The 22410-nt window shown below is 69.8% G+C and carries 17 protein-coding genes; 9 read left to right on the plus strand and 8 right to left on the minus strand.

Translation table 11 applies throughout. The annotated features are described in order from the left end of the window. The first annotated feature begins 460 nt into the window (after positions 1-460). Both ABIC70_RS01840 and ABIC70_RS01845 read left to right on the plus strand, forming a co-directional pair. Positions 461-1552, plus strand: a complete 1092-nt coding sequence (locus tag ABIC70_RS01840) for a sensor histidine kinase (RefSeq protein ID WP_170861828.1) — start codon at positions 461-463, stop codon at positions 1550-1552. Between the two features lie 80 nt (positions 1553-1632). After that, a complete protein-coding gene (locus ABIC70_RS01845; RefSeq protein WP_043355266.1) occupies positions 1633-2061 on the plus strand; it encodes a SufE family protein in 429 nt (142 codons plus the stop codon). A gap of 6 nt (positions 2062-2067) precedes the next feature. On the opposite strand, the gene ABIC70_RS01850 is transcribed toward ABIC70_RS01845, so the two are convergent. The 3 genes from ABIC70_RS01850 to ABIC70_RS01860 form a co-directional block, all read right to left on the minus strand. Beyond that, complete coding sequence (locus ABIC70_RS01850; RefSeq protein ID WP_279900096.1) at positions 2068-2919, minus strand: DUF6456 domain-containing protein; 852 nt, start codon at positions 2917-2919, stop codon at positions 2068-2070. A 93-nt stretch (positions 2920-3012) separates the two neighbouring features. Continuing rightward, entirely contained in the window at positions 3013-3249 is a 237-nt protein-coding gene (locus tag ABIC70_RS01855; protein ID WP_052083757.1) for a hypothetical protein, read from the minus strand. Positions 3250-3411: 162 nt separating this feature from the next. Then, on the minus strand, positions 3412-4899 hold the full coding sequence (locus ABIC70_RS01860) for a PAS domain-containing protein (protein ID WP_052083755.1): 1488 nt from the start codon (positions 4897-4899) through the stop codon (positions 3412-3414). A gap of 525 nt (positions 4900-5424) precedes the next feature. Here ABIC70_RS01860 and ABIC70_RS01865 point away from each other — a divergent pair. Beyond that, positions 5425-5595 carry a hypothetical protein gene (locus tag ABIC70_RS01865; protein ID WP_164706349.1) on the plus strand — a complete coding sequence of 57 codons (171 nt, stop codon included), beginning with the start codon at positions 5425-5427 and terminating at the stop codon, positions 5593-5595. Between the two features lie 288 nt (positions 5596-5883). Here the strand turns inward: ABIC70_RS01865 and ABIC70_RS01870 are convergent, their stop codons facing one another. From ABIC70_RS01870 to ABIC70_RS01880, 3 genes are all read right to left on the minus strand, one after another. Continuing rightward, complete coding sequence (locus ABIC70_RS01870) at positions 5884-6267, minus strand: nuclear transport factor 2 family protein (protein WP_043760103.1); 384 nt, start codon at positions 6265-6267, stop codon at positions 5884-5886. Positions 6268-6595: 328 nt separating this feature from the next. Then, complete coding sequence (locus ABIC70_RS01875) at positions 6596-6754, minus strand: STAS domain-containing protein (RefSeq protein ID WP_158498480.1); 159 nt, start codon at positions 6752-6754, stop codon at positions 6596-6598. 186 nt (positions 6755-6940) lie between these two features. Continuing rightward, positions 6941-8632, minus strand: a complete 1692-nt coding sequence (locus ABIC70_RS01880) for a methyl-accepting chemotaxis protein (RefSeq protein WP_354438716.1) — start codon at positions 8630-8632, stop codon at positions 6941-6943. A gap of 767 nt (positions 8633-9399) precedes the next feature. Here ABIC70_RS01880 and ABIC70_RS01885 point away from each other — a divergent pair. The 3 genes from ABIC70_RS01885 to ABIC70_RS01895 all read left to right on the plus strand — a co-directional run bounded on the left by ABIC70_RS01885 (position 9400) and on the right by ABIC70_RS01895 (position 12724). Further along, on the plus strand, positions 9400-9753 hold the full coding sequence (locus ABIC70_RS01885) for a putative quinol monooxygenase (protein WP_051976024.1): 354 nt from the start codon (positions 9400-9402) through the stop codon (positions 9751-9753). Between the two features lie 77 nt (positions 9754-9830). Then, positions 9831-11582 (plus strand): LLM class flavin-dependent oxidoreductase, encoded by a 1752-nt coding sequence (locus ABIC70_RS01890; protein ID WP_354438717.1) that lies wholly within the window; start codon positions 9831-9833, stop codon positions 11580-11582. 284 nt (positions 11583-11866) lie between these two features. After that, positions 11867-12724, plus strand: a complete 858-nt coding sequence (locus ABIC70_RS01895; protein WP_354438719.1) for a DUF6662 family protein — start codon at positions 11867-11869, stop codon at positions 12722-12724. 316 nt (positions 12725-13040) lie between these two features. Here ABIC70_RS01895 and ABIC70_RS01900 read toward each other — a convergent pair whose 3' ends face one another. Then, positions 13041-13604 carry a TetR/AcrR family transcriptional regulator gene (locus ABIC70_RS01900; RefSeq protein WP_354438720.1) on the minus strand — a complete coding sequence of 188 codons (564 nt, stop codon included), beginning with the start codon at positions 13602-13604 and terminating at the stop codon, positions 13041-13043. A gap of 111 nt (positions 13605-13715) precedes the next feature. Between ABIC70_RS01900 and ABIC70_RS01905 the strand changes: the two genes are divergently transcribed. The 3 genes from ABIC70_RS01905 (at position 13716) to ABIC70_RS01915 (ending at position 18332) form a co-directional block, all read left to right on the plus strand. Next, entirely contained in the window at positions 13716-14414 is a 699-nt protein-coding gene (locus tag ABIC70_RS01905; RefSeq protein WP_075381235.1) for a glutathione S-transferase family protein, read from the plus strand. A 553-nt stretch (positions 14415-14967) separates the two neighbouring features. Further along, a complete protein-coding gene (locus tag ABIC70_RS01910; protein WP_043355261.1) occupies positions 14968-15882 on the plus strand; it encodes a manganese catalase family protein in 915 nt (304 codons plus the stop codon). A gap of 314 nt (positions 15883-16196) precedes the next feature. Continuing rightward, complete coding sequence (locus ABIC70_RS01915; RefSeq protein ID WP_354438722.1) at positions 16197-18332, plus strand: S9 family peptidase; 2136 nt, start codon at positions 16197-16199, stop codon at positions 18330-18332. Positions 18333-18470: 138 nt separating this feature from the next. On the opposite strand, the gene ABIC70_RS01920 is transcribed toward ABIC70_RS01915, so the two are convergent. After that, positions 18471-21926: an AsmA family protein gene (locus ABIC70_RS01920; RefSeq protein ID WP_354438724.1), complete on the minus strand. Its 3456-nt coding sequence runs from the start codon at positions 21924-21926 to the stop codon at positions 18471-18473. Positions 21927-22410 lie beyond the last annotated feature (484 nt).

Genomic DNA, 22410 nt, shown 5'->3' on the forward strand with positions numbered 1-22410 from the left:
GGACGGTGCCCCGGCGGAAGGCTCTGGGCCGCAGCGTGATCCGCCACCGGCTGGCGTCGCCACCGGCGCCTCTCCGGCGGAGGATGGGAACGGTTGCGATCGGGCCAGGCAGCACGGCGCCCTCAAGGTTGTGTCAAACATCATCAGACACAACCAGAGCATCGCGTCACGAACTATCTAAAGTTATCTCATCGTCACTCACAGGTTGTCGCTCCCGCGTGATGGCCGGTCTGCCCGACCGGCTCGCCGGCGCGTGCGGTCCGGCCGTGCGCCCCGGTTCGGGCGCACAGGGCGGCGGGGCGCGGAACGGGCTCGAAAGGTATCGCGGCTATCGTCGCCGAAAGTGCGCTGTTGAAGGCGGTGGAAGACCGGAACGGCCGTCCGGTCGACACGTTGACCGGCGCCATCCGCACGCAGGCATCGCCTTTTACGCAGTTCGTCAAAGTGAATCGGGTACAGAATGGTCGGTGAGCCACCAGGGTCCGGCGCGGCACAACCGCCGGATAACGGCCCCTCGGGGGATCCTGGTCGGGGTCCGGCACAGGGGACCGCGGAAGCCGCTGCCCTGAGCGACAGCTTCAAGCGATTCGCCGACGTCGTGCCCCTGATGATGTGGCGCTCGGACGAGGCCGGTCACGCGATCCACCACAACGAGTGCTGGCTGGAATTCACCGGACGCCCCCTCGAGGCTGAACTCGGGCTCGGCTGGCGCAGCGGACTGCATCCCGAGGATTTCGACCGGCATGCCCGGATCGTCGCCGAGGCCTTCGAGGCGCGGGCGCCGTTCACCGTCGAGTTCCGGCTGCGGCGGCACGACGGCGAGTACCGCTGGCTGCTCGACACGGCCCGCCCCCTCATGGAGGATGGCCGGTTCCAGGGCTATCTCGGCTCCTGCTTCGACATCACCGACCGCAAGCACGCGGAGGAGCATATCGAGCACGCGCTGGCCGAGAAGGAGGCGCTGCTGGCCGAGGTCTACCACCGGGTCCGCAACAACCTCCAAGTGATGGTCAGCCTGATCGGCCTCTACGGCCGGGCGGCGCCGGATGCCTGCCGGGGCAGCTTCGAGGCCCTGGGCCAGCGGGTCCGGGCGATCGCGCTGGTGCAGCAACATCTCCATGAGGCGCCGCACATCGCGTCGATCGACCTCAAGGACTACCTCCACCGCCTCGCCTCCGGGCTCGGGCAGCTCCGGCGGGCCGGGCGGATCAGCGTCCATGTCGGCGGCTCGGGGAACGGCCTCGTGGAGCCGCGTACCGCCAACGCCCTCGGGATGATCGTCGCCGAGATCGTCGCCGAGTGCCTGGACGCCACGGCCGAGCACGTCGCCTGCTCCATCGCCATCGACATCGAGTCCGGCCTCCCGGCGCGCCTATCGATCGTCTCCGGGGTGAGCGAGATGGCCGATTCCGGCCGGTCGAACGTCCCGAAGCTCGGCCCCCGCCTCATCGCCGCCTACGCGGCCCAGGCCGAGATCAGCGTGTCGGGCGATGCCAGCCCGGGCGATCCCCTGTGGCTGACCCTGCCGCCGACCCGCCCCGCCGCGCAATGAGCGACCGCGTCGCCGGGCCCCGTCGCCATGACGGCGCGGTCGGCCTATAGCGGCGTGGACCCTACCGGACCCGGCCGAGCATGCTTCCTCCGATCGACACCATCATCGAGAATTTCGAGATCGTCGAAGACGACGACATGCGGCTTGAGTATCTGATCGAGCTGGGCCGCGCCCTGCCGCCGATGCCCGAGTCGGAGCGGACCGAGGCGAACCGCGTCCATGGCTGCGAGAGCCAGGTCTGGATCGACACGAAGGCGGAGCCGTCCGACGGCACGCCGCGTCTCGTCCTCCACGGCTTCAGCGATTCGTTCATCGTCCGCGGCTTCGTGGCGCTGATGGTGGCGCTCTACACCGGCAAGACGCCCCGGGAGGCCGCCGAGACCGACGGCCTCGACCTGTTCCGGCAGCTCCGCTTCGGCGCCCACGTGACCTCGAAGCGCTCCAACGGCGTGCGGGCGATGGCGGAACGCATCCACCGCGACGCGGTCCGGCTCGCCGCCGGGGCCTGAGGGGCCTCACCCCCGCCAGAGGCGCAGGCGGCCCCGATTGGGCCCCGTCGCCTCCCGCTCCAGCCCGTAATGCTCGGCCAGCCGCCCCAGGGCGATGCGGGCCACGACCTTGGCCGAGCGGGCCGGCCAGCGCCGCTCGGCCTCGATCCGCTCCAGGCCCTTGAGGAAGCCGCAGAGGTCGATCAGCAGGCCCGACAGGTCGCTCCCGACCGCATCGAGGGCCCCGCGCACCCGTTGCCGGGCCGCGATCACGTGGTCGGCCGCGCTGGCCGGGTCGCGGGGACCGCCGCCATCGACCCGGGGGGCCCCGAAATCCGAGCCCATGCGCGGCAGCAACGCGGCGGCGGTCATGTCCCGCCGCAGCCGCTCTCCGGCCTCGAACGCCGCCGCGTCGATGAGCGGCGTGCCGTCCCGGTCGCGGCGGCGCACCATCCAGGCCAGGGGGTTCTCGGCAGCGTTGCGGAGGGTCGGCCCCGCACCACCCCCCTCCACGACGGCGAGGTCGTGGTGCTGGGCCGCGAAGGCCAGATCGCCCGGCATGGCCTGCCGGCGCAGGCGCGCCCGCCCGGCCTCCGTGATCGTCAGCCGCGTGCCGGCCGCGTTCCACGTCGCCAGATCGGCCGCGGCCAGAGCCCGGCCGGCCGCGGCCGCGAAGCGCCCGCCCCCCACCGAGACACCGCCGCCGCCGCGCCGGATCACCAGTGCATCCTCAACCAGGGGATCGGGCCGCGCATCGGCGCCCGCCTCGCCCAGTCGCGCCAGAAGGCGGCACGCATCCGCCGGCAGATCCCCAGGTCCGGCGCCGCGCGGCCGCGCCTGCACCGAAGCCACGCGGCGACCCTTGAAAGGTTTGTTCATGCTTTGTTCCGTATGGTTCACCGCGGACGCGCCGAAGCCGCACCATATCAGGAAAAATCAGAATTTCAAGGTTTTTTTACCTACAACTCTCAGCTATCGCGCCGCGGTCTTTCGCGCGGCACGGGTCGGTGCCCGATGGAGGATCTCGGCGATCTCGTCCTCGGACTTGTCCCGGACCTCGTAGCCCATCGCCTCGAACCGCTCGATGAGCGCGGCGCTCTCGGCGGCGGAGCGGGCCGCCCAGACGGCGAGGAGGTCGTTCACCCGGTCCAGATCCGCCTCGGGGTGATCGTCCTGCGCATCCGGCGACGGATTGGGGATCGCGACCATGGCGGCACCTCGGGATCGAACCGGCGACCGTGTTCGACGCCACGGCCCGTCATGCAACGCCCGAGGTCGGACGTGGCTCCCGCGGTCCCGCAACCGAAAGCCGGGTCGCTCGGGCCGACGACGGTCCGCCCGGGGCAGGAACCGGATGGCCGGCGGACGGCGCTATTCGGTCTGAGCGCGGTCATCCCGGTCGGCGTTCGCCAACGGGGCGACGGCTGTGAAGACGACGCCCTCGGCGCGGTAGTCGATATCGACCCGCCCACCGATCTCCGTGGCCAAAACGCGCTTGATCAGCTGGGTTCCAAAGCTCGTCTGCCGCGGGGCCACGACAGGGGGACCTCCGCGCTCCTGCCAGCGAATATGGAGGAGCGGAGGCTCTTTCCCGCCCTGAACGCTCCACGCCACGTCGACCACACCCGCGGCGACAGACAACGCGCCGTACTTGGTCGAGTTGGTCGCCAGCTCATGGAGTGCCAGGGCGTAGGCGACGACAACCTGTGGAGGCAGGCGCAGATCCGGTCCCGAGAGCTGAAAGCGGTCGCCGTCTTCGACCCCGAAGGGAGCGAGCGAACGCATGATGAGGCCCTGCATCGAGACGCTGCCGAAATCCTCCGTGATCAGAAGGGTATTGGCGGCCGACATTGCCTGGATGCGCGCCGTCAGCGTCGCGGCGGCGTCCTGCAGCGAGTTGGCGCGCCGCATGGTCTGTGAGACGACGGCTTGCAGCGAGGCCAGCGTGTTCTGCATGCGATGGTGGAGTTCGCGGGTCAGCAGCGCGCGATGGCTCTGAACCGCCCGACGGTCCGTGATGTCCTGCGATGTTCCCGTGATCAGGATCGGCGTCCCGTCGGCCCGGTAATGCGCCTTACCCCGAATCTGGACCCATCGCTCCTGACCGGCGGGCGTCGTCAGGCGATACTCGGCGTCGAGAAGCGACCGGTTCGCGATCGCCTGCTCGATCGCGTCCTGCTGGACCGCACGATCGTCCGGGTGGATGGAGGCGCGCAGTTCTTCGAGACTCAGCGGCTCGTCGGGCTGGCGTCCGCAGATCGCCTTGCAGCTGTCGGACGCTGTCAGATGCCCCGTGTCGAGGTTGATGCTCCAGCTTCCAAGCTGCCCCGCCTCGAGGGCAAAGCGCAGGCGCTCCTCGCTCGCCTGCAACTCGACATTGCGCCGCGCGACCTCCGCCTCCAGATCAAGGCGGTCGCGCTGGAGGCGAACCAGACGTTCACGCTCCAGGGTGACATCGAACTGGGACGCAAAGAAGTAGGTGAGCTGACCGTCTTCCCCGAACACGGGAGAGACGAGGAGGCGGTTCCAGAATGTCGAGCCGTCCTTCTTATAGTTCAGGAGGTCGAGTTCGATCGGCGTCCTGCTGTCGATCGCGCTCCTCAAGCGCGCGACGTCCGCGCGGTCGGTCGCAGGTCCCTGCAGGAAGCGGCAGTTCCGCCCGATGATGGCGTCGCGTCCATAGCCCGTCAGCCGCGTGAAGGCCGCGTTGGCGAAGACGATCGGGTTGTCGTCTTGTCGCGGGTCGGTGATGAGCATCGGCATGCGCGTGGCGCGAACGGCCGACGAGAAAGGGTCTGGTCCGGCGCCCGCCCGCGTCAGCTCGCGAATGATGCGGGCTTCTTCCTCATAGTCCGGCACCTGGGCACGTCCTGAACACATCAGACCTCAAGCGCTGCCGTATAACGCGTCGGCGCCTGCGCATGAAGAGCGCCGAAGACCGTTGAAGCGCCCATCCACCTGAACCGGATTGCTCGGGACCAGGGCGAGGCGCGCTGCTCCCGGGAAGGCATGACAGCCTTCCCTAGGCCCCCATGGGTGGGGAACGGAGCGACCGCTCGGGGTGGGTTTCCCCCGGTCCGCCTTCGGGCAAGAATTCAGGGCCGCGGACATCGTCGCCGCGCCTGTTTCCGGCCCGAAGCAGAATCTCGCGATCCCCGCTCCGTGCCGTCCCGATTTGACGGTCTGCGATGATGGAACGGGGTGAGAGAATTGTTCCGGATGGTCTCGCGGGACATCCAAATCAGACCGGTGGCGGTGGGCAGCCGCGACCATCCCCATGATGAACCGGCATCAGGCGCGGGGCCGGGATCACCGCGCGCCGGATCGAACAGCGGTCGGGTGACGTTCCTTACCGCCTACCCGGTCCAAACAGGAGGAACGCTCATGCGTATTGGCTATCTGCTGCCGCTCGTCGGCCTGCTCGCGCTCACGGCCTGCAAAGACGAGAAGAAGGCCGAGACCCCCCCGCCTCCTCCGCCGCCTGCCAGCACCGCACCGGCAAACCCTGCGCCTCCGGCGACGACGACCAACCCGGCCCCAGCCAACAAGCCGTAGCCAACGGGCCTCAAAGGCGGCGGGCCCTGCCACGCATCCCAGCGCCACAGGGCCCGCCGATCGCGACCGGGGCTGACGTCATCGCCCCGGTCGCGAGGCTCATACCCGAACCGAACCCCCTGGATGGACTGCCAGGGGTGGGTTCCGACCCGTCCGCCCCCGCGCAGCCCTGTGCGGAAGCGGACGAGGCCACCCATCCGCTCACGACCCGCCGCAGCGCCCGCGCGACGCGCCCGCATGCCGGCCTCGAATCGTGCGGCACGCCGATGCGGAGGCGAGTGTCGCCGTTCAAAACATCCCGTTGGGGTTGGCTGAGGCCTCAGGCAGGATCTGCAGCACGTCCCAGTGCTCTACGATCCGGCCGTTCTCATCGAGACGGAAAAGGTCCACGGCCGCGTAATCGTGGTCGCCCGGCCAGTGCTGATGGCAATGCAGCACGACCATATCGCCCTCGGCAATTGCCCGCTTCACCGACACCCGCTTCCCCGGCCACTCACGCGCCATGCGCTCGAAATAGGCGATGAAGCCGTCTTTGCCCGTGGCCACATGCGGGTTGTGCTGGATGTAAGTGTCGCCGGCATACCGCTCGATTGCTTCACGCGGACGGCACTCATTGAACATCAGCTCGTAGAACGCGATCACGTTTGCCTTATTTCGCATGAGATCTACCATGCGGCCTTCCTCTACAACGACAAGGCCAGTCTTTCGCCCCCGACAGCCAGTCGGATCGAGGGCGTCTTGATCGTGGCCGTCCGCGCCCGGTGATTGGGAGCATGTCGGCCTAGGGCAGGCAAGTGCCCGCGCCCCCTTCCAAGCCGCTCTCGCAGACAGACCGACGGATCGCCGCGCTCTGGACGCTCTGGCCATCTCCCGTAAGCCGGACAGGAATCGTGCGCCGAATGCCCCCTCGGGGCCGGGAGCGATCCGATTACCGTAAGCAGCGCGCCGGGCGAGCATCCTCACGAACCGCCAGCCCGCGCGCGGATAGCCTTCGGTCGGATCAAGGGCCGCCGACCGCGCAGGCCGCCCCGGGCTTGTCGTGCGGGCCGATCCGCTCGACCCGGCTTGCCGTCGCCGCGTTCATGCCGACCACAGGGAGCGCGATGCCGTGGCGACGGAACGTCCGCACCACCCGGTCGAGGGCGTCGAAGGCCGACATATGCCCCAGGAGAGCCGCCTGGAGGTCGCGCCTGACCGCAGGATACCGTTTGGGCGAACGATCACAGCCGCCTTACCGGCCTCCCCCTGCCGCGGGACGGTTGAGACGGCGGGGCGTGCCAGGGCGTCTGAGGTGGACCGGCATCGGCGTGGCAGACGGGCGTCGATCCCCGCGGCCCCTCCCCCACTAAGCGGCGCGGACCTCGTCCAGGAATTTGCGGACGGCTCGGCTCAGCCCATCGGACCGGACGGCGAGGGTGCGCGCGGCACCGAGAACCTGCGTCGCAGCCGATCCTGTTTCGCCGGCGCCCTCGCGCACCGATCCGATGTGATCCGTGACCTGCCGGGTCCCGTGTGCGGCCTCCTGGACGTTCCGCGCGATCTCGCGCGTGGCCGCGCCCTGTTCCTCGATCGCCGAGGCGATGTGGGTGGCGATGCCGGACATGTCGTCGATCGTGCGGCTCACGCCCTGGACCGCCTCGACCGCGCCGCGCGTGGCGGACTGGATCGCACCGATCCGCGCGCTGATCTCTTGCGTCGCCCGGGCTGTCTGCTCGGCCAGTGTCTTGACCTCCGCGGCCACCACGGCGAAGCCGCGCCCGGCCTCCCCCGCGCGGGCCGCCTCGATGGTGGCGTTGAGGGCGAGCAGATTGGTCTGGCTCGCCACGCCCGAGATCAGGCCCGCCGCAACGCCGATCCGGTCGGCACTGTCGGACAGCTCCTGAATGATGGTGCCCGTCTCCTGGGCGCGCGCGATGGCCGTGCCGGCGATCGCGACCGAATGCGTCACCTGTCCGCTGATCTCCTGGACGGAGGCCGCCATCTCGTCGGTCGCGCTCGCAACCTGCTGCACGTTGCCGGACGTTTGTTCGGCGGCAACCGCGACGCTGACCGCGAGCGTATTGGTCTGCGCCGCGATCTCCGTCATCGATGCGGCGGTCGCCTCCATCTCGGTTGCAGCCGCGGTCAGCTCGCCCGTGAGCGCACCCGCCTCCCGCTCGAAATCACGCGTGATGCGGTCGAGGAGTTCGGCCCGGCGCATCTTGGCGGCATCGGCCTCGGCCTGCAGCGCGGCCAGCCGCCGAGCCTCGATCCCGGCCTCCTTGAACACCTGCACGGCGTCGGCGATCTGGCCGATCTCGTTCGCCTCGCCCTGGTGCGGGATCGCGACGGCGAGATCCCCAGCCGCCAACTGCCGCATCGGTTCCAGCACGGCCCGGACACGGGCGGCGATGCTCCGCACGATCAGGGTTCCGAGGATGGTGGCGACCACGAGCGCCAGGACGCCGATGGCGAGCATGAGCCGCTTGGCCTTGGACGCGGTCGCAACCCCCTGCGCCACGGCGTTCTCGCCCTTGGCATTGTTGAGGGCTACGATCTCTTCGAGAGCCTGGGAGGCCGCCTTGATGTGCGGGCGGACGCCGACGAGGCTCTCGCGCAGCGCCAAGTCCTTATGCCCGGTCCGCGAGTATTCCAGCACGGCGGGGATCGCCGCGAGATAGCTCTGCCATTCACGGCGGAACCCGTCGAAGAGTTCACGCTCGCGCGCGTCGCCGATCAGCGGCGCGAAGTTGCGCATCGCCGCGGCCGTGGCCTCTGTCTTCTTTGACAGGGCGGCCTCCTCGGCCTGCATGCGGGCAGCGTCGGTGTAGAGGATGTGGTTGACGACGCTGACGCGCACATCGATGACGTCGCCGCGCAGTTCGCCGGCATATCGGACGCTCGGCAACGTGTTGGTGCCGAGGTGGGCTTGGTCATCGGCGAGGGTGCCGACCGCGTGGAGACCCAGGCCGTCGACGAGAAGCAGACAGCCGATGAGCAGGCCCAGGACGCCGACAAGGCGGTGCTTGATCGAAAGTCTGGAGAACCAAATTCTCATGGCCCGAGCGCAGCCCCGACATCTACACCGATGAAAATAGCGATCGATCTTAAATTTTCCCTTAAAATATCAAAATGCGAATGAAAATATCAAATATCAATACTAAATTTTACGACACGACAATCGCGTGTCATCTTCCTGATCGGGACCGACATTTGGCGTAATCGAGGCCGTATCATGCGGTCGAAAGTGCCGGAGGCAGGAAGTCCGCGCCGGATGGATTTCCATCGTCCGCATCTAGCCGAACACGATCCGAAGGTATCAGTCGGCTCTGAGCCGGCCCGACATCCCTTCCCGAGCCGTCCGTGAGGTCCTGGCTCGGTTCAGGGCGCTCCGCCTGCCCCGTCGGACGGGACGCAGGCCCACACGACAGCCACCCGTCTCGGCTGGTCGGCGGGCAGGCCTCGGTTCGACAACCGCCCCACCCATGCCGGCGTCGCGACGGCCAGCCCGCCAACCCGAGCCGGCTGTCGCGATGCCCGACGCGGGTGGCGCCTGCGGGACCGGCGCAGGAATCCGCATCGTCGCACCCGCCCGACAGCGGCGTAGCACGTTCTTTTGCGCCCATGGCCGTTTGAAGAGCAGTCTTTTATCCCGCCCGCTGACATGCAAAATTTAAATCTTAATGACGCGGCCCGTATTGCAATAATTTCCCTAATGTAAGAAGCGAAAGGCCGATCAAATCGGACTTACTGCGAAACGATCTCACTCAGAGACCAGTCGATTGTGATCGCACACGCACGATAGCCTTGCCGGAGGGCCACGCCATGACCCGTCAACCCGCGTCTCCCTCCGACAGAGCCTCGGCTGCCGGAGCGCATCGTGGGCCGACCCACGGTCTCGTCGTAACCCTGGAGGCGAAGAACGGGCAGCAGGAGCAGGTCGCGCAGACGCTCCACGCCGCCTTCACGACCGCCATCCGCGAGGGCGGCACCGCGACGTGGTACGCCTACCGCATCTCGGAGACGCGCTTCGGCATCTTCGACACGTTCTTCGACGAGGACGCACGCAAGTCCCATCTGGATGGGGAGGTCGGCCGCTTGCTGAGCCGCATCGGCGAGGAAATCCTCGTCGGCCCGCCAGACTTTCGGGCCATCTCGATCCTCGCGTCCAAGATCTAGCGTCGCAAGGCCCGCCTCAAACACGCGCGCGGCTTCCGTCCGCGACACCGCCCTCCTTCCGGCCGATGGATAGAGTTATGCTGATCGATCAGCGAGCGACGCGACCGCACATCTTCCTCAGTGCCTTCGACATGCACTGCGTCGTCCACCAGAACCCGGGCATGTGGCGGTATCCGGGAGACCAGACGCACAATTACAAGGATATCGAATACTGGATCGAGCTGGCCCGCGTGCTGGAGCAGGGCGGTTTCGATGCGCTCTTCATCGCCGACGTTCTCGGCTTCTACGATGTCTATGGCGGCAACCGCGATGCGGCGTTGCGTACGGCCGCGCAGGCGCCGGTCGGCGATCCGCTCATGACCATCGCGGCCATGTCGGCAGCCACGACCCATCTGAGCTTCGGGGCCACCGTCTCGCTGACCTACGAGCTGCCCTACAAGTTCGCGAAGACGATGACCACCTTGGATCATCTGACGAAAGGTCGTGTCGCCTGGAATATCGTGACGTCTTACCAGCAGAGTGCGGCCGTCAATCTCGGACTCGACACGCAAATCGCCCATGACGAGCGCTACAACATGGCCGATGAGTTCATGGAAGTCTGCTACAAATTGTGGGAAGGCTCCTGGGAGGACGACGCGGTGCGGCGCGATGTCGAGACCGGCCTCTACACCGACCCCTCCAAGGTTCACGACATTCGGCACGCGGGCAAATACTACAAGGTCCCGGGCGCACATCTGTGCGAGCCCTCCCCGCAGCGCACGCCCTTCCTGTTCCAGGCCGGCGCCTCCGCCCGGGGACGGAAGTTCGCCGCGCGCCACGCCGAGGCGGTCTTCCTCATCGGCACCAATCCCAAGGACACTCGCACCGTCGTCGATCAGTATCGGATGCTGGCGGCGGAGCAGGGCCGCGATCCGCGCAGCCTGAAGATCATCATCATGCTGACGCCGATCGTGGCGGAGACCGATGCAGCCGCCCAGGAGAAGCTCGCGTTGATCAAGTCGCGCGCGCAGGTCGATGCGGCCCTGGCGCTCTGGGGCGGCTGGACCGGCATCGACCTCTCCGGCGCGGATCCGGACAAGCCCCTCGATCAGTTCCAGGGGGACGGCATCCGGGCCTTCAGCGATATGCTGACGCGCGTGGACAGCGAACTCGTCTGGACGCCGCGGCGGCTCGCCGAGTGGCTCTGCGTGGGCGGGATGAGCGCGAGCTGTGTCGGGTCCCCCGGGACGATCGTCGATCATCTGGAAGAATGGCTCGACGTCGCCGACGTCGATGGATTCAACATCGCCCGGGTGACGAATTACGGCACGTTCGAAGATTTCCGGGATCTGATCACCCCGGAGCTTCGGCGCCGCGGCCTGATCCCGGAGGATCGACCCGCCCGTCCTCAGACAGCCCGGGAGCGGGTCTACGGTCAGAGCCGCCTGCGCGACGATCATCCCGGCGCGGCCTTCAAGATTGGCGCGGCCCAGGCGTCGGCTCGGCGCAGCGCGGGCCCGATTACGCTGCGCACCTCACCCCGCAACGTCGGCCTTCTGGTCACGCTCAAGGCAAAGCCGGAGACGAAGGAGCAGCTGGAAACGTGGCTGCATGACATGCAGCAATTCGCCGAGGATGAGGCGGGCACGATAACCTGGTACGCCTTCCAGATCGACGACCTGACCTACGGCATCTACGACACGTTCCTCAGTCATGAGGGACGGGAGGATCACATCCACGGTCAGATCGTCAAATCATTGCGAACGCTGCAGCACGACATGCTGGAGAGCCCGCCCGACATCCGGCCCCTCGATCTCCTGTCCGTGAAGAGCTTCGCGCCGGGCCACTGAGAATCGGTCCGCGTTCGGCAATCCCGCCGGCGCAGCAGACGTCGTGCTCCCCCCGGCCGACGAACCTCGCGCCTGTCCGGGACCGCCTGAATGAAAGGCATCGAACGGCGGCAAGGCACGTGAGCCGGGCCGCCCCTCTCCGCGAGCCTTGGCTTTTGACGGCCCGTCATCGCAACGCCTAATACGTATAGCACAGGCTATAATGATGGGTCATGGCTATGCGGCAGACGTCCGCCCGACATCGGTCGCCGGTGTCAGGCCCCCTCCTGTGCGGGCTCGCGGTGATGCTCGGGCAGCTCACGGCACCGGCGCTTGCGCAGACCCTTCCCACCGCCGCCGAGAACCTGACGCCCGGCGACCTCGACAGCGAGCATCTGTTCGGGTTCACGGAAGGCAGCGACCTCGGCGTACCCGGGGAAGTCGAGCTGGAATGGGAGACGAGCGGGCGCCTGGGCAAGCGCCTGGGCCGTTTCCTGGCCGTCGACAGCGGGCTCGCTCTGAAGGTCCCACTCACCCGCGACTTCCGCCTGGCGCCGGGGATCACCTTCAACGCCTACGATATCGGCGTGCCCGGCGACCCGACCCGGACCACGGGCGGGTTCAACGGCGGCTTCCTCGAAACCCGTCTGCGTCTGCTGGACCGCCGCACCGCGCCCTTCGGCCTGACCCTCAACCTCGTGCCGGGATACGGGACCGTAGACGGGGGATCAGGCGCACCGGCCAGCAGCTTCGGCACCGAGGTCGGGCTTTTGGCCGACCGCGAGGTGATCCCTGACATGCTGATCGCTGCGGTCAACGTCGGCTTCGCATTCTCATCGGTCCGGATGAACGCGACGGACTCGCGCGTGGCTGGGTCAGGCGTCGAGGTCGCCGGCGCCCTGGCCTACCGCGTGCAACCGGGTTACTTCCTCGGCGGCGAGGTCCGTTATGCCTGGACCTATGATGGCCTGACGCTGGACCGGCTCGCGGGTCAGGCCGCGTATCTCGGGCCTACGGCCTATGTGACCCTGTCGCCGCATGCCTGGGCCTCATTCACCTGGAGCTTCCAGATCGCCGGGCAGTCGGCGGGTGAGCCCGGTCCGCTCGATTTGTCCAGCTTCGACCGTCATCAGATGCGACTGCGTGTCGGTTACAGCTTTTGATCGCGGCCAGGGCAAACGCGCAGCGAGGCTCCACCCACGCCTTCGCGGACAAAGGTGACGCCGTTCACCCTTGTTGTGCCGCGTGATGCCGCCCGCGCACCCCGCCGGGTTCGTCGCACGGCCGACGAACAGCTCCTCGGGAGATCGGAGATCTATCGGACGTCCGACTCGGGCCGGGAGGGCAATAGCCGCTTTGGGTGGATCTCAGCTGCTCCGCTTTCGAACGGCAACGCATCGACGCGGACCTCGCCTTGCCACTCGCTGACGCCCCACCCCGGCCTCTCGGCGCGTCCGGTCATAGGATACGCGACCCAAGTCACGGGATAAGGCCGCTCTCCCGGTAAGCCGCAATGACATCGGTGTAGTGGGCGACTTCGTCTCGGCCGTGCGCGATCATCTGCGCGCCCGATACCGCCGCGAAGATGGCCTTCGCCCGCCGCCGGATCTCCTCCGGGGCATCCCCCTCCCCCGAGGCCAGGACCCGCGCGATCCAGCGCTCGTTCATCTCGCCCCACCGGACGACTTCGGTCCGGACCTCGGCAGGGAGGTCGTTCCGTTCCGCCGCCAGCATCCCGGCCAAGCACATGCGGTTGCCGTTCAGCAACGTGTCCCGGAACACGTCGGTGTACCGCCGCATCACGGTCGTGCGGTCCGTGGCGTCGTTCAGGACCTCGTCGAGGTAGCGCTCGTAGCGATCGATGTAGCGCCTCACGATCGCCTCGACCAACGCACCTTTCGTCGGAAAGTAGTAGTGGATGCTGGCGCTCTTGATCCCGACCGTTTTGGCGAGCTCACGGAAGCTGAGTCCGCTGTATCCGAGATCCTGCACGGTCAGCCGCGCGGCCTCCATGATCCGGTCCCGCATCGTGTCGCCACTCATCTCGGCCCCCCTGCTACCTGACGCCAGATAGGCTTTGACAGGCGATGCGTGAAGCTCCTATTCCGACCGCACCTACCTGACGCACGGTAGGTGCCCGTGGAGGACGCTACGATGACGGACAAGCCCCGCCTCTTCACCTCGCCCTCGGCCTTCCCCAACCCCCAGCGCGTGCGCCTCTTTCTGCACGAGAAGGGCATCGCCGATCAGTTCGATGAGGTCATCTACGACATGGCCCCCGGTGGAGAGCAGCGGGGCTGGCAACACCTCAAGATGAATCCCTGGGGCGAGACGCCGACCCTACGCCTCGCCGACGGCGAGATCCTGTCCGAGACGACCGCCATCGTGCGCTACCTCGACCAAGCCTTCCCCGGCCGCCGCATCCTGGGCGAAACCCCAATGGCGCAGGGCCTGGACGCGATGTGGGACAGCCGCATCTGGGTCCACATCCTCTATCGCATCACCACGATGTTCCACGTCCTGCACCGTGGGCTGGGTCCGAAGCTCGAGCTGACGCACAATCCGGCCTGGGGTGAGCACTGCCGCAAGGAGGCGCTGGCTCACGCGGGGCTCGTGGACCGGCACCTGTCGGACGGCCGCGCCTGGATGTTGGGCGGGGATGCGCCGACCTTCTCGGACATCACGCTGGCGACGGCGGTGGCTTTCTCGAAATTCCCCGTCTGCGCCACGCCGCTGGACGAGCGGTTCGAGCACCTCGATGCCTTCTGGCGGCGATGGCAGGAGCGCCCGGCGTTTCGAGCGGCCTACGCCGATCGCAGCAGCGGCGTGCCGGAGCTGGACGACCGTCAGTAATCCCGGCGCGTGATACGGCGGTGATGGGGACCGGCCCGATCGCGAATGCCTCGGCGATCGGGGCCGATCTACCCTCCCAAGGGAACGGCGAAGCGTCCGCTCCGGACGTGATGTCTGCAATTCCGGGTGTGGAACGGCACCTGGCGGCCGCTTTCCACCGCGAGCCGAAGTTGACGGATGCGGGGCTGCTTTCGGGCTCGGCCGACGGCCGTCCCGGCGGCCGGCATGGGTCGGAGGCGGATGCCCCCTTCGGCGCGACGCGCCAGGGGCCGCGCCCCGATCCAAGCCGAAGCTGCCGGCTGACCGACAAGGGGCCGCGCCCCGGAAGCGGCGACGGCGTTCCGCACGGCCGACAGGGGGCGAAAGCGGGCCGGCCGGTGCGGATGGATATGCGACGGGCTGCTTCTCAGCTGCCACCGTATCGAGGCGGAATTCGTAATCCCGCCTGGCGTAATTGCCAGATCCCGCACCTGTCGATCTGCGAGGCGACAGGAACAATCATCCGCCCGAACAGATGCCATCTTGCGCACACCGCGCAAACGGAGCTGCTCGCATGTTCATGAAGCTCGACCGCCTTCAGGCTGAACTGCCCCAGCCGAAGAAGCCCGATCCCAACGCCGCTGCCGCCCTGCAGGAGCTGCTCGGCGGAAAATACGGCGAGATGTCGACGCTCGGAAACTACATGTTCCAAAGCTTCAACTTCCGCAACAAGTCGAAGCTGCGCCCTTTCTACAGCCTGGTATCGAGCATCTTCGCGGAGGAACTCGGGCATGTCGAGCTGGTCTCAACCGGCATCGCCATGCTGAACAACGGTCCGGGTGACGACACCGAGGAGGTCGACGTCTCCAAGGCCCCCTTCCACGACATGCAGGACATCCGGCTGGCCGGCAGCTTCCTGTCGAACGGCGGCGGCGCGACACCTGTCAACTCGAACGCCCAGTCGTGGAACGTCGACATGGTCACGACCACGGGCAACATCATCATCGACCTGCTGCACAACTTCCACTTGGAGTGCGGCGCCCGCCTGCACAAGCTGCGCGTCTACGAGACCCTGACGGACCCGACCGGTCGCGAGGTCTGCGGCTATCTCCTGGTGCGCGGCTCGGTCCACGCCCACGCCTACGCGCTGGCGCTCAAGAAGCTCACCGGCGTCGAGATCGAGAAGATGCTGCCCACGCCGAACATCGTCCTCGACAAGATACCGGAATGCCAGAAATACCTGCAGGAGGGCTCGCACCGGCGCCTCTACCGGTTCAGCCCCGACGACTACAAGGAAGCGGCGGGCGTGTGGTCGAACGACGAGGTGGCGCTGCCCGGCGATCCGCCCGGCAACCTGGAAGTGGTGGACGGTCTGCCCGAGGGTGGCAAGATCCCCGAGCTCGACGGCAATTACGGGGCATTCGCGCCCAACTACGCGCCCCAGGAGATCTTCGAGATCGCGAGCAAGCTCTACAAGAAGAGCCGTTGAACGGACGACGGTGGATGGAGATCGCCCCGCGGATGCGACGCCGCGGGGCGCGGAGGCTCTCTCGGAGGCTCTCTGCCGCTCGGACGGCCGAGCCGCTCGGACGGCCGAGCCGATGGCGTTCAGACCCCGGGCGCGGTGCGCCCGGCCCGGATGCCCCTGGACGACGGGGTGACGCAGATCCCGGGATCACCGCGCCGTTCCGCCCCGCAACACAGCCCTCGCCCTGCCGCCTTGCGCCCCGGGTGCCTTGCATCCCGGCGCCGGGCGGGACACATCCCGTCACCCGAACGTGACGGGACCCGACGGGAGAGACAATGACGGAGATCGGCCACGGCTTGCTCGCTCACCGGTCCGGCGCGCCGGTCGCCGAGGTCCGGCCGCGACGCTTCAGCGTCCACGGGCAGGAGATCACCGACGATTACGCTTGGCTGAAGGCCGAGAACTGGCAGACGGTCCTCAAGGACCCGTCGGCGCTGCCTGACGACATCGCCGCCTACCTGAAGGCCGAGAACGCCTTCGCCGAACAGGCGCTCGCCGGGAGCACGGAGCTGCGGCGGCAGCTGGTCGCCGAGATGCGCGGGCGCATCCAGGAGGACGAGAGCGGCGTCCCGGAGCCGGACGGGCCCTTCGCCTACTACACCCGCCATCGCGCGGGCGGCCAGCACCCGCTGATCTGCCGGCGGCCGGCCACGTCGCCCGACGTGCCCGAAACGGGGCCGGACCCGGACGAGACGATCCTCATCGACGGCGACCGCGAGGGCGAGGGCCTGCCGTTCTTCGAGATCGCCGCCGCGGTGCATTCCGACGACCACCAACGACTCGCCTGGAGCGCCGACACCAAGGGCTCGGAACTCTACACGATCCGGGTGCGCGACGTCGCCACCGGCCTCGATCTCGACGACCGGGTCGACGCGACCTCCGGCGAGGCGGTCTGGGCCGCGGACGGGGCGAGCTTCTGGTACGTGGCGGTGGACGCCAACCACCGGCCCGCGAAGGTCATGCGGCACCGCATCGGCACGGGGCAGAGCGAGGACGAGACCGTCTACGCGGAAGCCGATGCCGGCTACTTCGTCCATATCGGCAAGACCCAGTCCGGCGCCTTCCTCGACGTGACGGTGAGCGACCATGAGACCTCCGAGGTCCGGCTCCTCGACCGGCACGCGGAGGACGCCCCCTTGCGCCTCGTCGAGCCGCGCACGCCGCTGCTGATCTACGGGGTCGAGCATCGCGGCGACCGGCTGTTCATCCGCACCAACGCGGACGGCGCCGAGGACTTCAAGATCGTCACCGCGCCGCTGGACGATCCGGGCCGCGCCCGCTGGACCGACCTCGTGCCGCACCGGGCCGGGGTGATGATCCGCCACCTGCACCTGCTCACCGGCCACCTGATCCGTCTGGAGATCGAGAACGCCAAGCCGCGGATCGTCGTGCGCGACTTGGCCGACGGCGCCGAGCACACGGTGGCCTTCGAGGAGGAAGCCTATTCCCTCGGCCTGCGCGCCGGCCTCGCCTTCGACACGGCCACGATCCGCTTCGTCTACGCGTCGATGACGACCCCGTCGGAGACCTGGGACTACGACTGCGCGGCCCGCACGCGGGTCCTGCGCAAGCGTCAGGCGGTGCCGAGCGGCCACGATCCGGCCGCCTACGTGACCCGGCGGCTCTTCGCCACCGCGCCCGACGGCGCGCAGGTGCCGATCTCGCTGCTGCACCGGCGGGATCTCGTCCTCGACGGCAGCGCGCCGCTGCTGCTCTACGGCTACGGCTCCTACGGCACGCTGATGCCGGCGGCGTTCCGCACGAACCTGCTGAGCCTCGTCGACCGCGGCTTCGTCTACGCGATCGCCCATATCCGCGGCGGCACCGAGAAGGGCTGGCGCTGGTACCTCGACGGCAAGCGCGAGAAGAAGCCCAACACCTTCACGGACTTCATCGCCTGCGCCCGGGCCCTGATCGCGGCGCGCTACACCGCCGAGAAGCGCATCGTCGCCCATGGCGGATCGGCGGGCGGGATGCTGATGGGGGCGGTGGCCAACCTCGCGCCGGAGCTGTTCGCCGGGATCGTCGCCGACGTCCCCTTCGTCGACGTGCTCAACACCATGCTCGACGCGGAGCTGCCCCTGACCCCGCCGGAATGGCCCGAATGGGGCAACCCGGGGGAGAGCGAGGCCGCCTTCCGGACGATCCTGTCGTACTCGCCCTACGACAACGTCGCCGCCAAGGACTATCCGGCGATCCTGGCGCTCGGCGGGCTCACCGACCCGCGGGTGACCTACTGGGAGCCGGCCAAGTGGGTCGCGCGGCTGCGCGCCACCATGACGGGCGGCGGGCCGGTGCTCCTGCGGATCAACATGGAGGCCGGCCACGGCGGCGCCGCCGGCCGGTTCGACCGGCTGGAGGAGGTGGCGCTGATCTACGCCTTCGCGCTCATGGCGGTGGGGAAGGCTTGAGCGCCGTCGTCCGTGCGGGCGCATGGCCCATGACGGCGATGACGGGGCCATGACGGGGCCATGACGGGGCGCGGCGCCTGAGGCGTTCAGAGGGGCCGGTCCCACGGAGATGGGAGCTGCCTCAGGATGCGGCCGGCCTCACGGTCGGACCTCGGCGGGAGCCGGCGGTTGGGCGATCCCCTCGTCCGGATTGCGGGCCCGCTTCGCCGCCTCCTCGGCGGCCTTCTCCCCGGCGGCCTTCTCCGCAGCCGCTTTCTCGGCGGCAGCCTTCTCGGCCGCGGCCTTGAGAGCCGCCGCGCGGGCCCGGTCCATCTCGATCCGGGCGCGGCGGCGCTGCCGCTCCACCTGGTCGGCCTCGGTCAGCTCGATCGTCTCCAGCTCGCGCTGCAGCACGAAGGCGGCGAGGCCGTTCGACAGGGTGCCGACATCCAGCACCCGCTCCGGCGCGCCGAGGGGCCCGGTCAGGCCGAACTGGACCGCGGGCGGGCCGGCATTCCAGCCCCGGGGGACCGGGCCGCCCACGAGCGTGCCGCGGACGTCGAGGCGGCCGGCGCGCAGGTCGTAGCCGACGGTGCCGGCCCAGCGGGCCGGGCCGAGATCGAGGTCGAACGGCCCGGCCCGCAGGACGCCGCCCACGATGGTGGCGGCGGCCCGGGCGGATCCCCGCGCCTGCCCGCCGCCCCGGGCGAGTTCCTCGGTGACCAGGGCCTGGAGCCGCCCCTCGCGGAGCGGGTCGTCCATCTCGGCCGCCCGGGCCAGCACCCGGCCGAGGGCCGCGGGATCGGCCGCGGGCAGGCTCAGATCGGTCAGGGTGAGCGCGCCGCTGCCCGAGAGGCTGTCGGCGAGGCCCGGCAAGGTCTCGGCCGTGGCGGCGAACCGCAGATCGGCGCTCAGGCGGCCGCCGATCGGGCCGCCGGCCAGCGTCGGGAGCGCCGCACCGTCGAGGCTGCCCGAGCCGGAGACCGCGGCGCCGGCCCCGAGACGGGCGATCGTCACCGAACCCACGAGCCGTCCCCCGGCGAGCTTGCCGGACAGGTCCCGCAGGATCAGGTTCCCGTCGGTGAGGCCCAGGGCGGCCGTCGCCTCCGTGGCGACGAGGCCGCGCCCGAGATCCAGGCTGGCGACGCGGGCGTCGAGGGACAGGGCCGGATGGGCCGTCGGCGGCCCGAACGTGCCGTTCGCCCCCGGCGGGATCACCAGGGCGGCGGCGAGCTGCGGCACGGACAGGCGGTCGAGGGCGAGGCGGCCGTGCAGGGCGCCGCCCGCCGCCCGCAGCAGCGTCCCGTTCACCCCCGAACCCGCGACCGTGCCGGCGATGGCGGCGGCGGCCTCGCCCTGCTGCCGCGACAGCGTGACGGTGAGGTCGGCCGGCCACGCGCCGGGGGCCAGGGTCGCGGCGCCGGCGAGCGTCAGGAACGGCGCCAGATCGGCCGTGTCGGCCCGGACTTCGCCGCCCGTGGGCACGAAGTCGGGACCGACCAGGATCGGGCGGCCGGTGGAGAGCCGGAGGCCCGCGACCGTGCCGTTCGCCGTCAGGGCGAGGGCCTGCCCGTCCGGCCGCTCGGCCGTCACGTGCAGTTCGGCGGGCTGCTGGAGGCCAACGATGTCGGTGCGGCCGAACCACGCCCCCGCCCGGGGCGCGGTGAGCGTGGCGGTGCCGCCCTCGATCCGCGTGCCGCGGCTCGCCAGGGTCAGGTCGAGGGTGCCGCCGCCGGCGCTGCCCCGCGCCTGGGTCCGCAAAGCCGCGGCCGCGCCGCCCGCCCGGTCGAGGGTGACGGCGAGGTCGAGGGGCGCGTCCCGCAGGACGGCGGGCAGCAGGCGGATCTCGCCCACCCAGACCCGCTCGAGCAGGCCGAGCAGCGGCGCCGCCGCCGGGGCCTTCAGCCGTCCGGAGACGCGGCCGGTCCCGTCCGCGCCGATCTGGCCGGACAGCCGGGCGCTGGCGCCGGCGAGATCGGTGACGTCGAGGCTGTCGACCGTGAGGCCGGCGCCGTCGGACTGGATCCGCGCCGCGATCGTCCCGGTGCCGGAGCCCGTGGCGCCGAACCGGACATCCTTCGCTTCCAGGGTCAGGGCGAGGTCGGTGTCGCGCAGGGTCCCGAGCGTCGTCCCGAGGGGCGGCAGGCCGGCGATGTCGAGGCCGCTGGCGCGGATCTGGGCCTCGAAGCGGCCGCGCTCGGTGCCCTCGGCGGCGGTGTAGCGGGCGTTGCCGGTGATCCGCGCCGGTCCGAGGCCGAGGCGCAGGTTGCGCAGGGACAGGCCGGTGGCGGCGGCCGACAGGTCGGCGGCGGCCTCGACCGTGCGCCCGTCGAGGAGCGCGACGAGGGGCCCCTCGGCGCCGAGGCGGCGCAGATAGCGGCCCAACGCCTCCGAATCGGGGGCGGTGAGCGCCACCGGGCCGGTGAAACGCAACGGGGCCGTCTCGACCTGCCCGCTCGCCGCGACGGTGGCGTCGGCCGGGCCCGTCACCGACAGGCGGCGCAGCAGCAGGCCGCCGGCCCGTTCCAGGGTGCCGGTGAGGGCGAGGTTCGACCAATCCTCGCCGCCGAGCACGGCGCTGCCCACCGTGAGGTCGAGATCGAGCATGGCCGGCAGGCTGCCGGCCGAGCGCGGCAGGCCGCGGCCGATCAGATTCTGGCCCTCCGCCGAGGTCAGGAAGGCGTCGAGGTCGAGGCGGCGGGCCTCGAGGGTCAGGCCGCCGCGCCACTGGCGCAGATCGAGCCGGCCGGTGCCGCCGAACCGCAGGCTCCGGCCCCCGGGATCGATGGCGAGGTCGACGCCCTCGAACCGCACCTGCGTGCCCCGGGCCTTGAAGGTGCCGGCCAGCGAGAAGGGCAGGTAGGCGCCCGCGGCCTGGGTCGGCGGCCCGACGACGAGGCGCGCCGAGCCCTCGGCCTCGACCAGGGAGCCGCCGGCTTCGCTCGGCGCGAGGCCGAAGCGTGCATCCGCCTCGAAGCGCGGAGCCGCGTCGCCGCCGCCGGAGATCTTGGCGGCGAGGCGCCCGTCGGGTCCCGGCGTGCCACTCACCGCCCGGAACGGGATGCCGCCGCTCGTCCCCTCGACCCGCCAGGGGCCGACCAGGGCCGGCGCCTGCAGGTGCAGGTCCTGGACGTAGAGCTGGTCGGTCCGCCCGGTGGCGGGCACCTGCGTGGTGACCAGGAACTGCTGGATCTGCAGGTTCTCGATCGCGAGGTCGCGGTCGCGCAGGGCGCCACCGAAATCGGCCGGCAGCTTCAGGGCGTCGGGGCCGGCGACCGGGAGCTTGATCTCGGCCCGGCCGATCCGGGTCTCGGTGAAGCGGAACTCGCCCTTCAGGAGCGGCGCGAGGGCGATCTCGGCCTTGACGAACCGGGCGTCCAGGCTCGGCCGGTCCGGATCGGCGCCGAGATGCAGGCGGTCCACGCGCAGCCGCGGCGAGGGCAGCAGCCGGACCTCGATCCGGCCGTCGGTCCGGACCGGGACGCCGAGGGACCGGGCGAGCGCCCGGTCGACGAGCGCGCGATGGGCCTGCCAGTCGACGAAGGGCGGAACGGCGAGCGCCGCCACGAGAACCAGGATGACGGCGCACGCCAGCGCGGTCAGAAGATCACGCAATGGTCCTGTTCCGCACCATCTCTCCGCGAGGCCGCGCCATCACCGTGCCGCCGTGCCCCGCGTGCCCCCGCGAGTCAGTTGTCACGGCCATAGCACGATAAGCCCCCGGGAGCGCCAGCGGCGATGCCACGGTCCGGAGCGGCTCTCGGCGCGCGCGCGGCGGCCCGCGGCACCCCGGGCCATGAGCTCCGGACCGGGCGCGGATCCCCTCTCCCGTGCGGGAGAGGGACAGGGTGAGGGATGCGACCTCTCCGGAAAGACCTGATCCCTCACCCCAACCCTCTCCCGCACGGGAGAGGGGGCTTGTCGCGCTCCGCCGCCGCTGTCGGCCCCTGATCACACAGGTGCCGATCCGCGGCCACCGGGGAGACGGGGGCGCCCCGCAGCCGGCCGCGGGCCCCGAAGGGCGCGGATCGTCCCGGCGCAGACAGCCGCGCTTCATGGCTCCGCGCCCCCTCGGCGGCGCGAACGGCCTCGACGCCGT

The organism is Methylobacterium sp. 1973 (assembly GCF_040545035.1).
GTDB classification, from domain to species: Bacteria; Pseudomonadota; Alphaproteobacteria; order Rhizobiales; family Beijerinckiaceae; genus Methylobacterium; species Methylobacterium fujisawaense.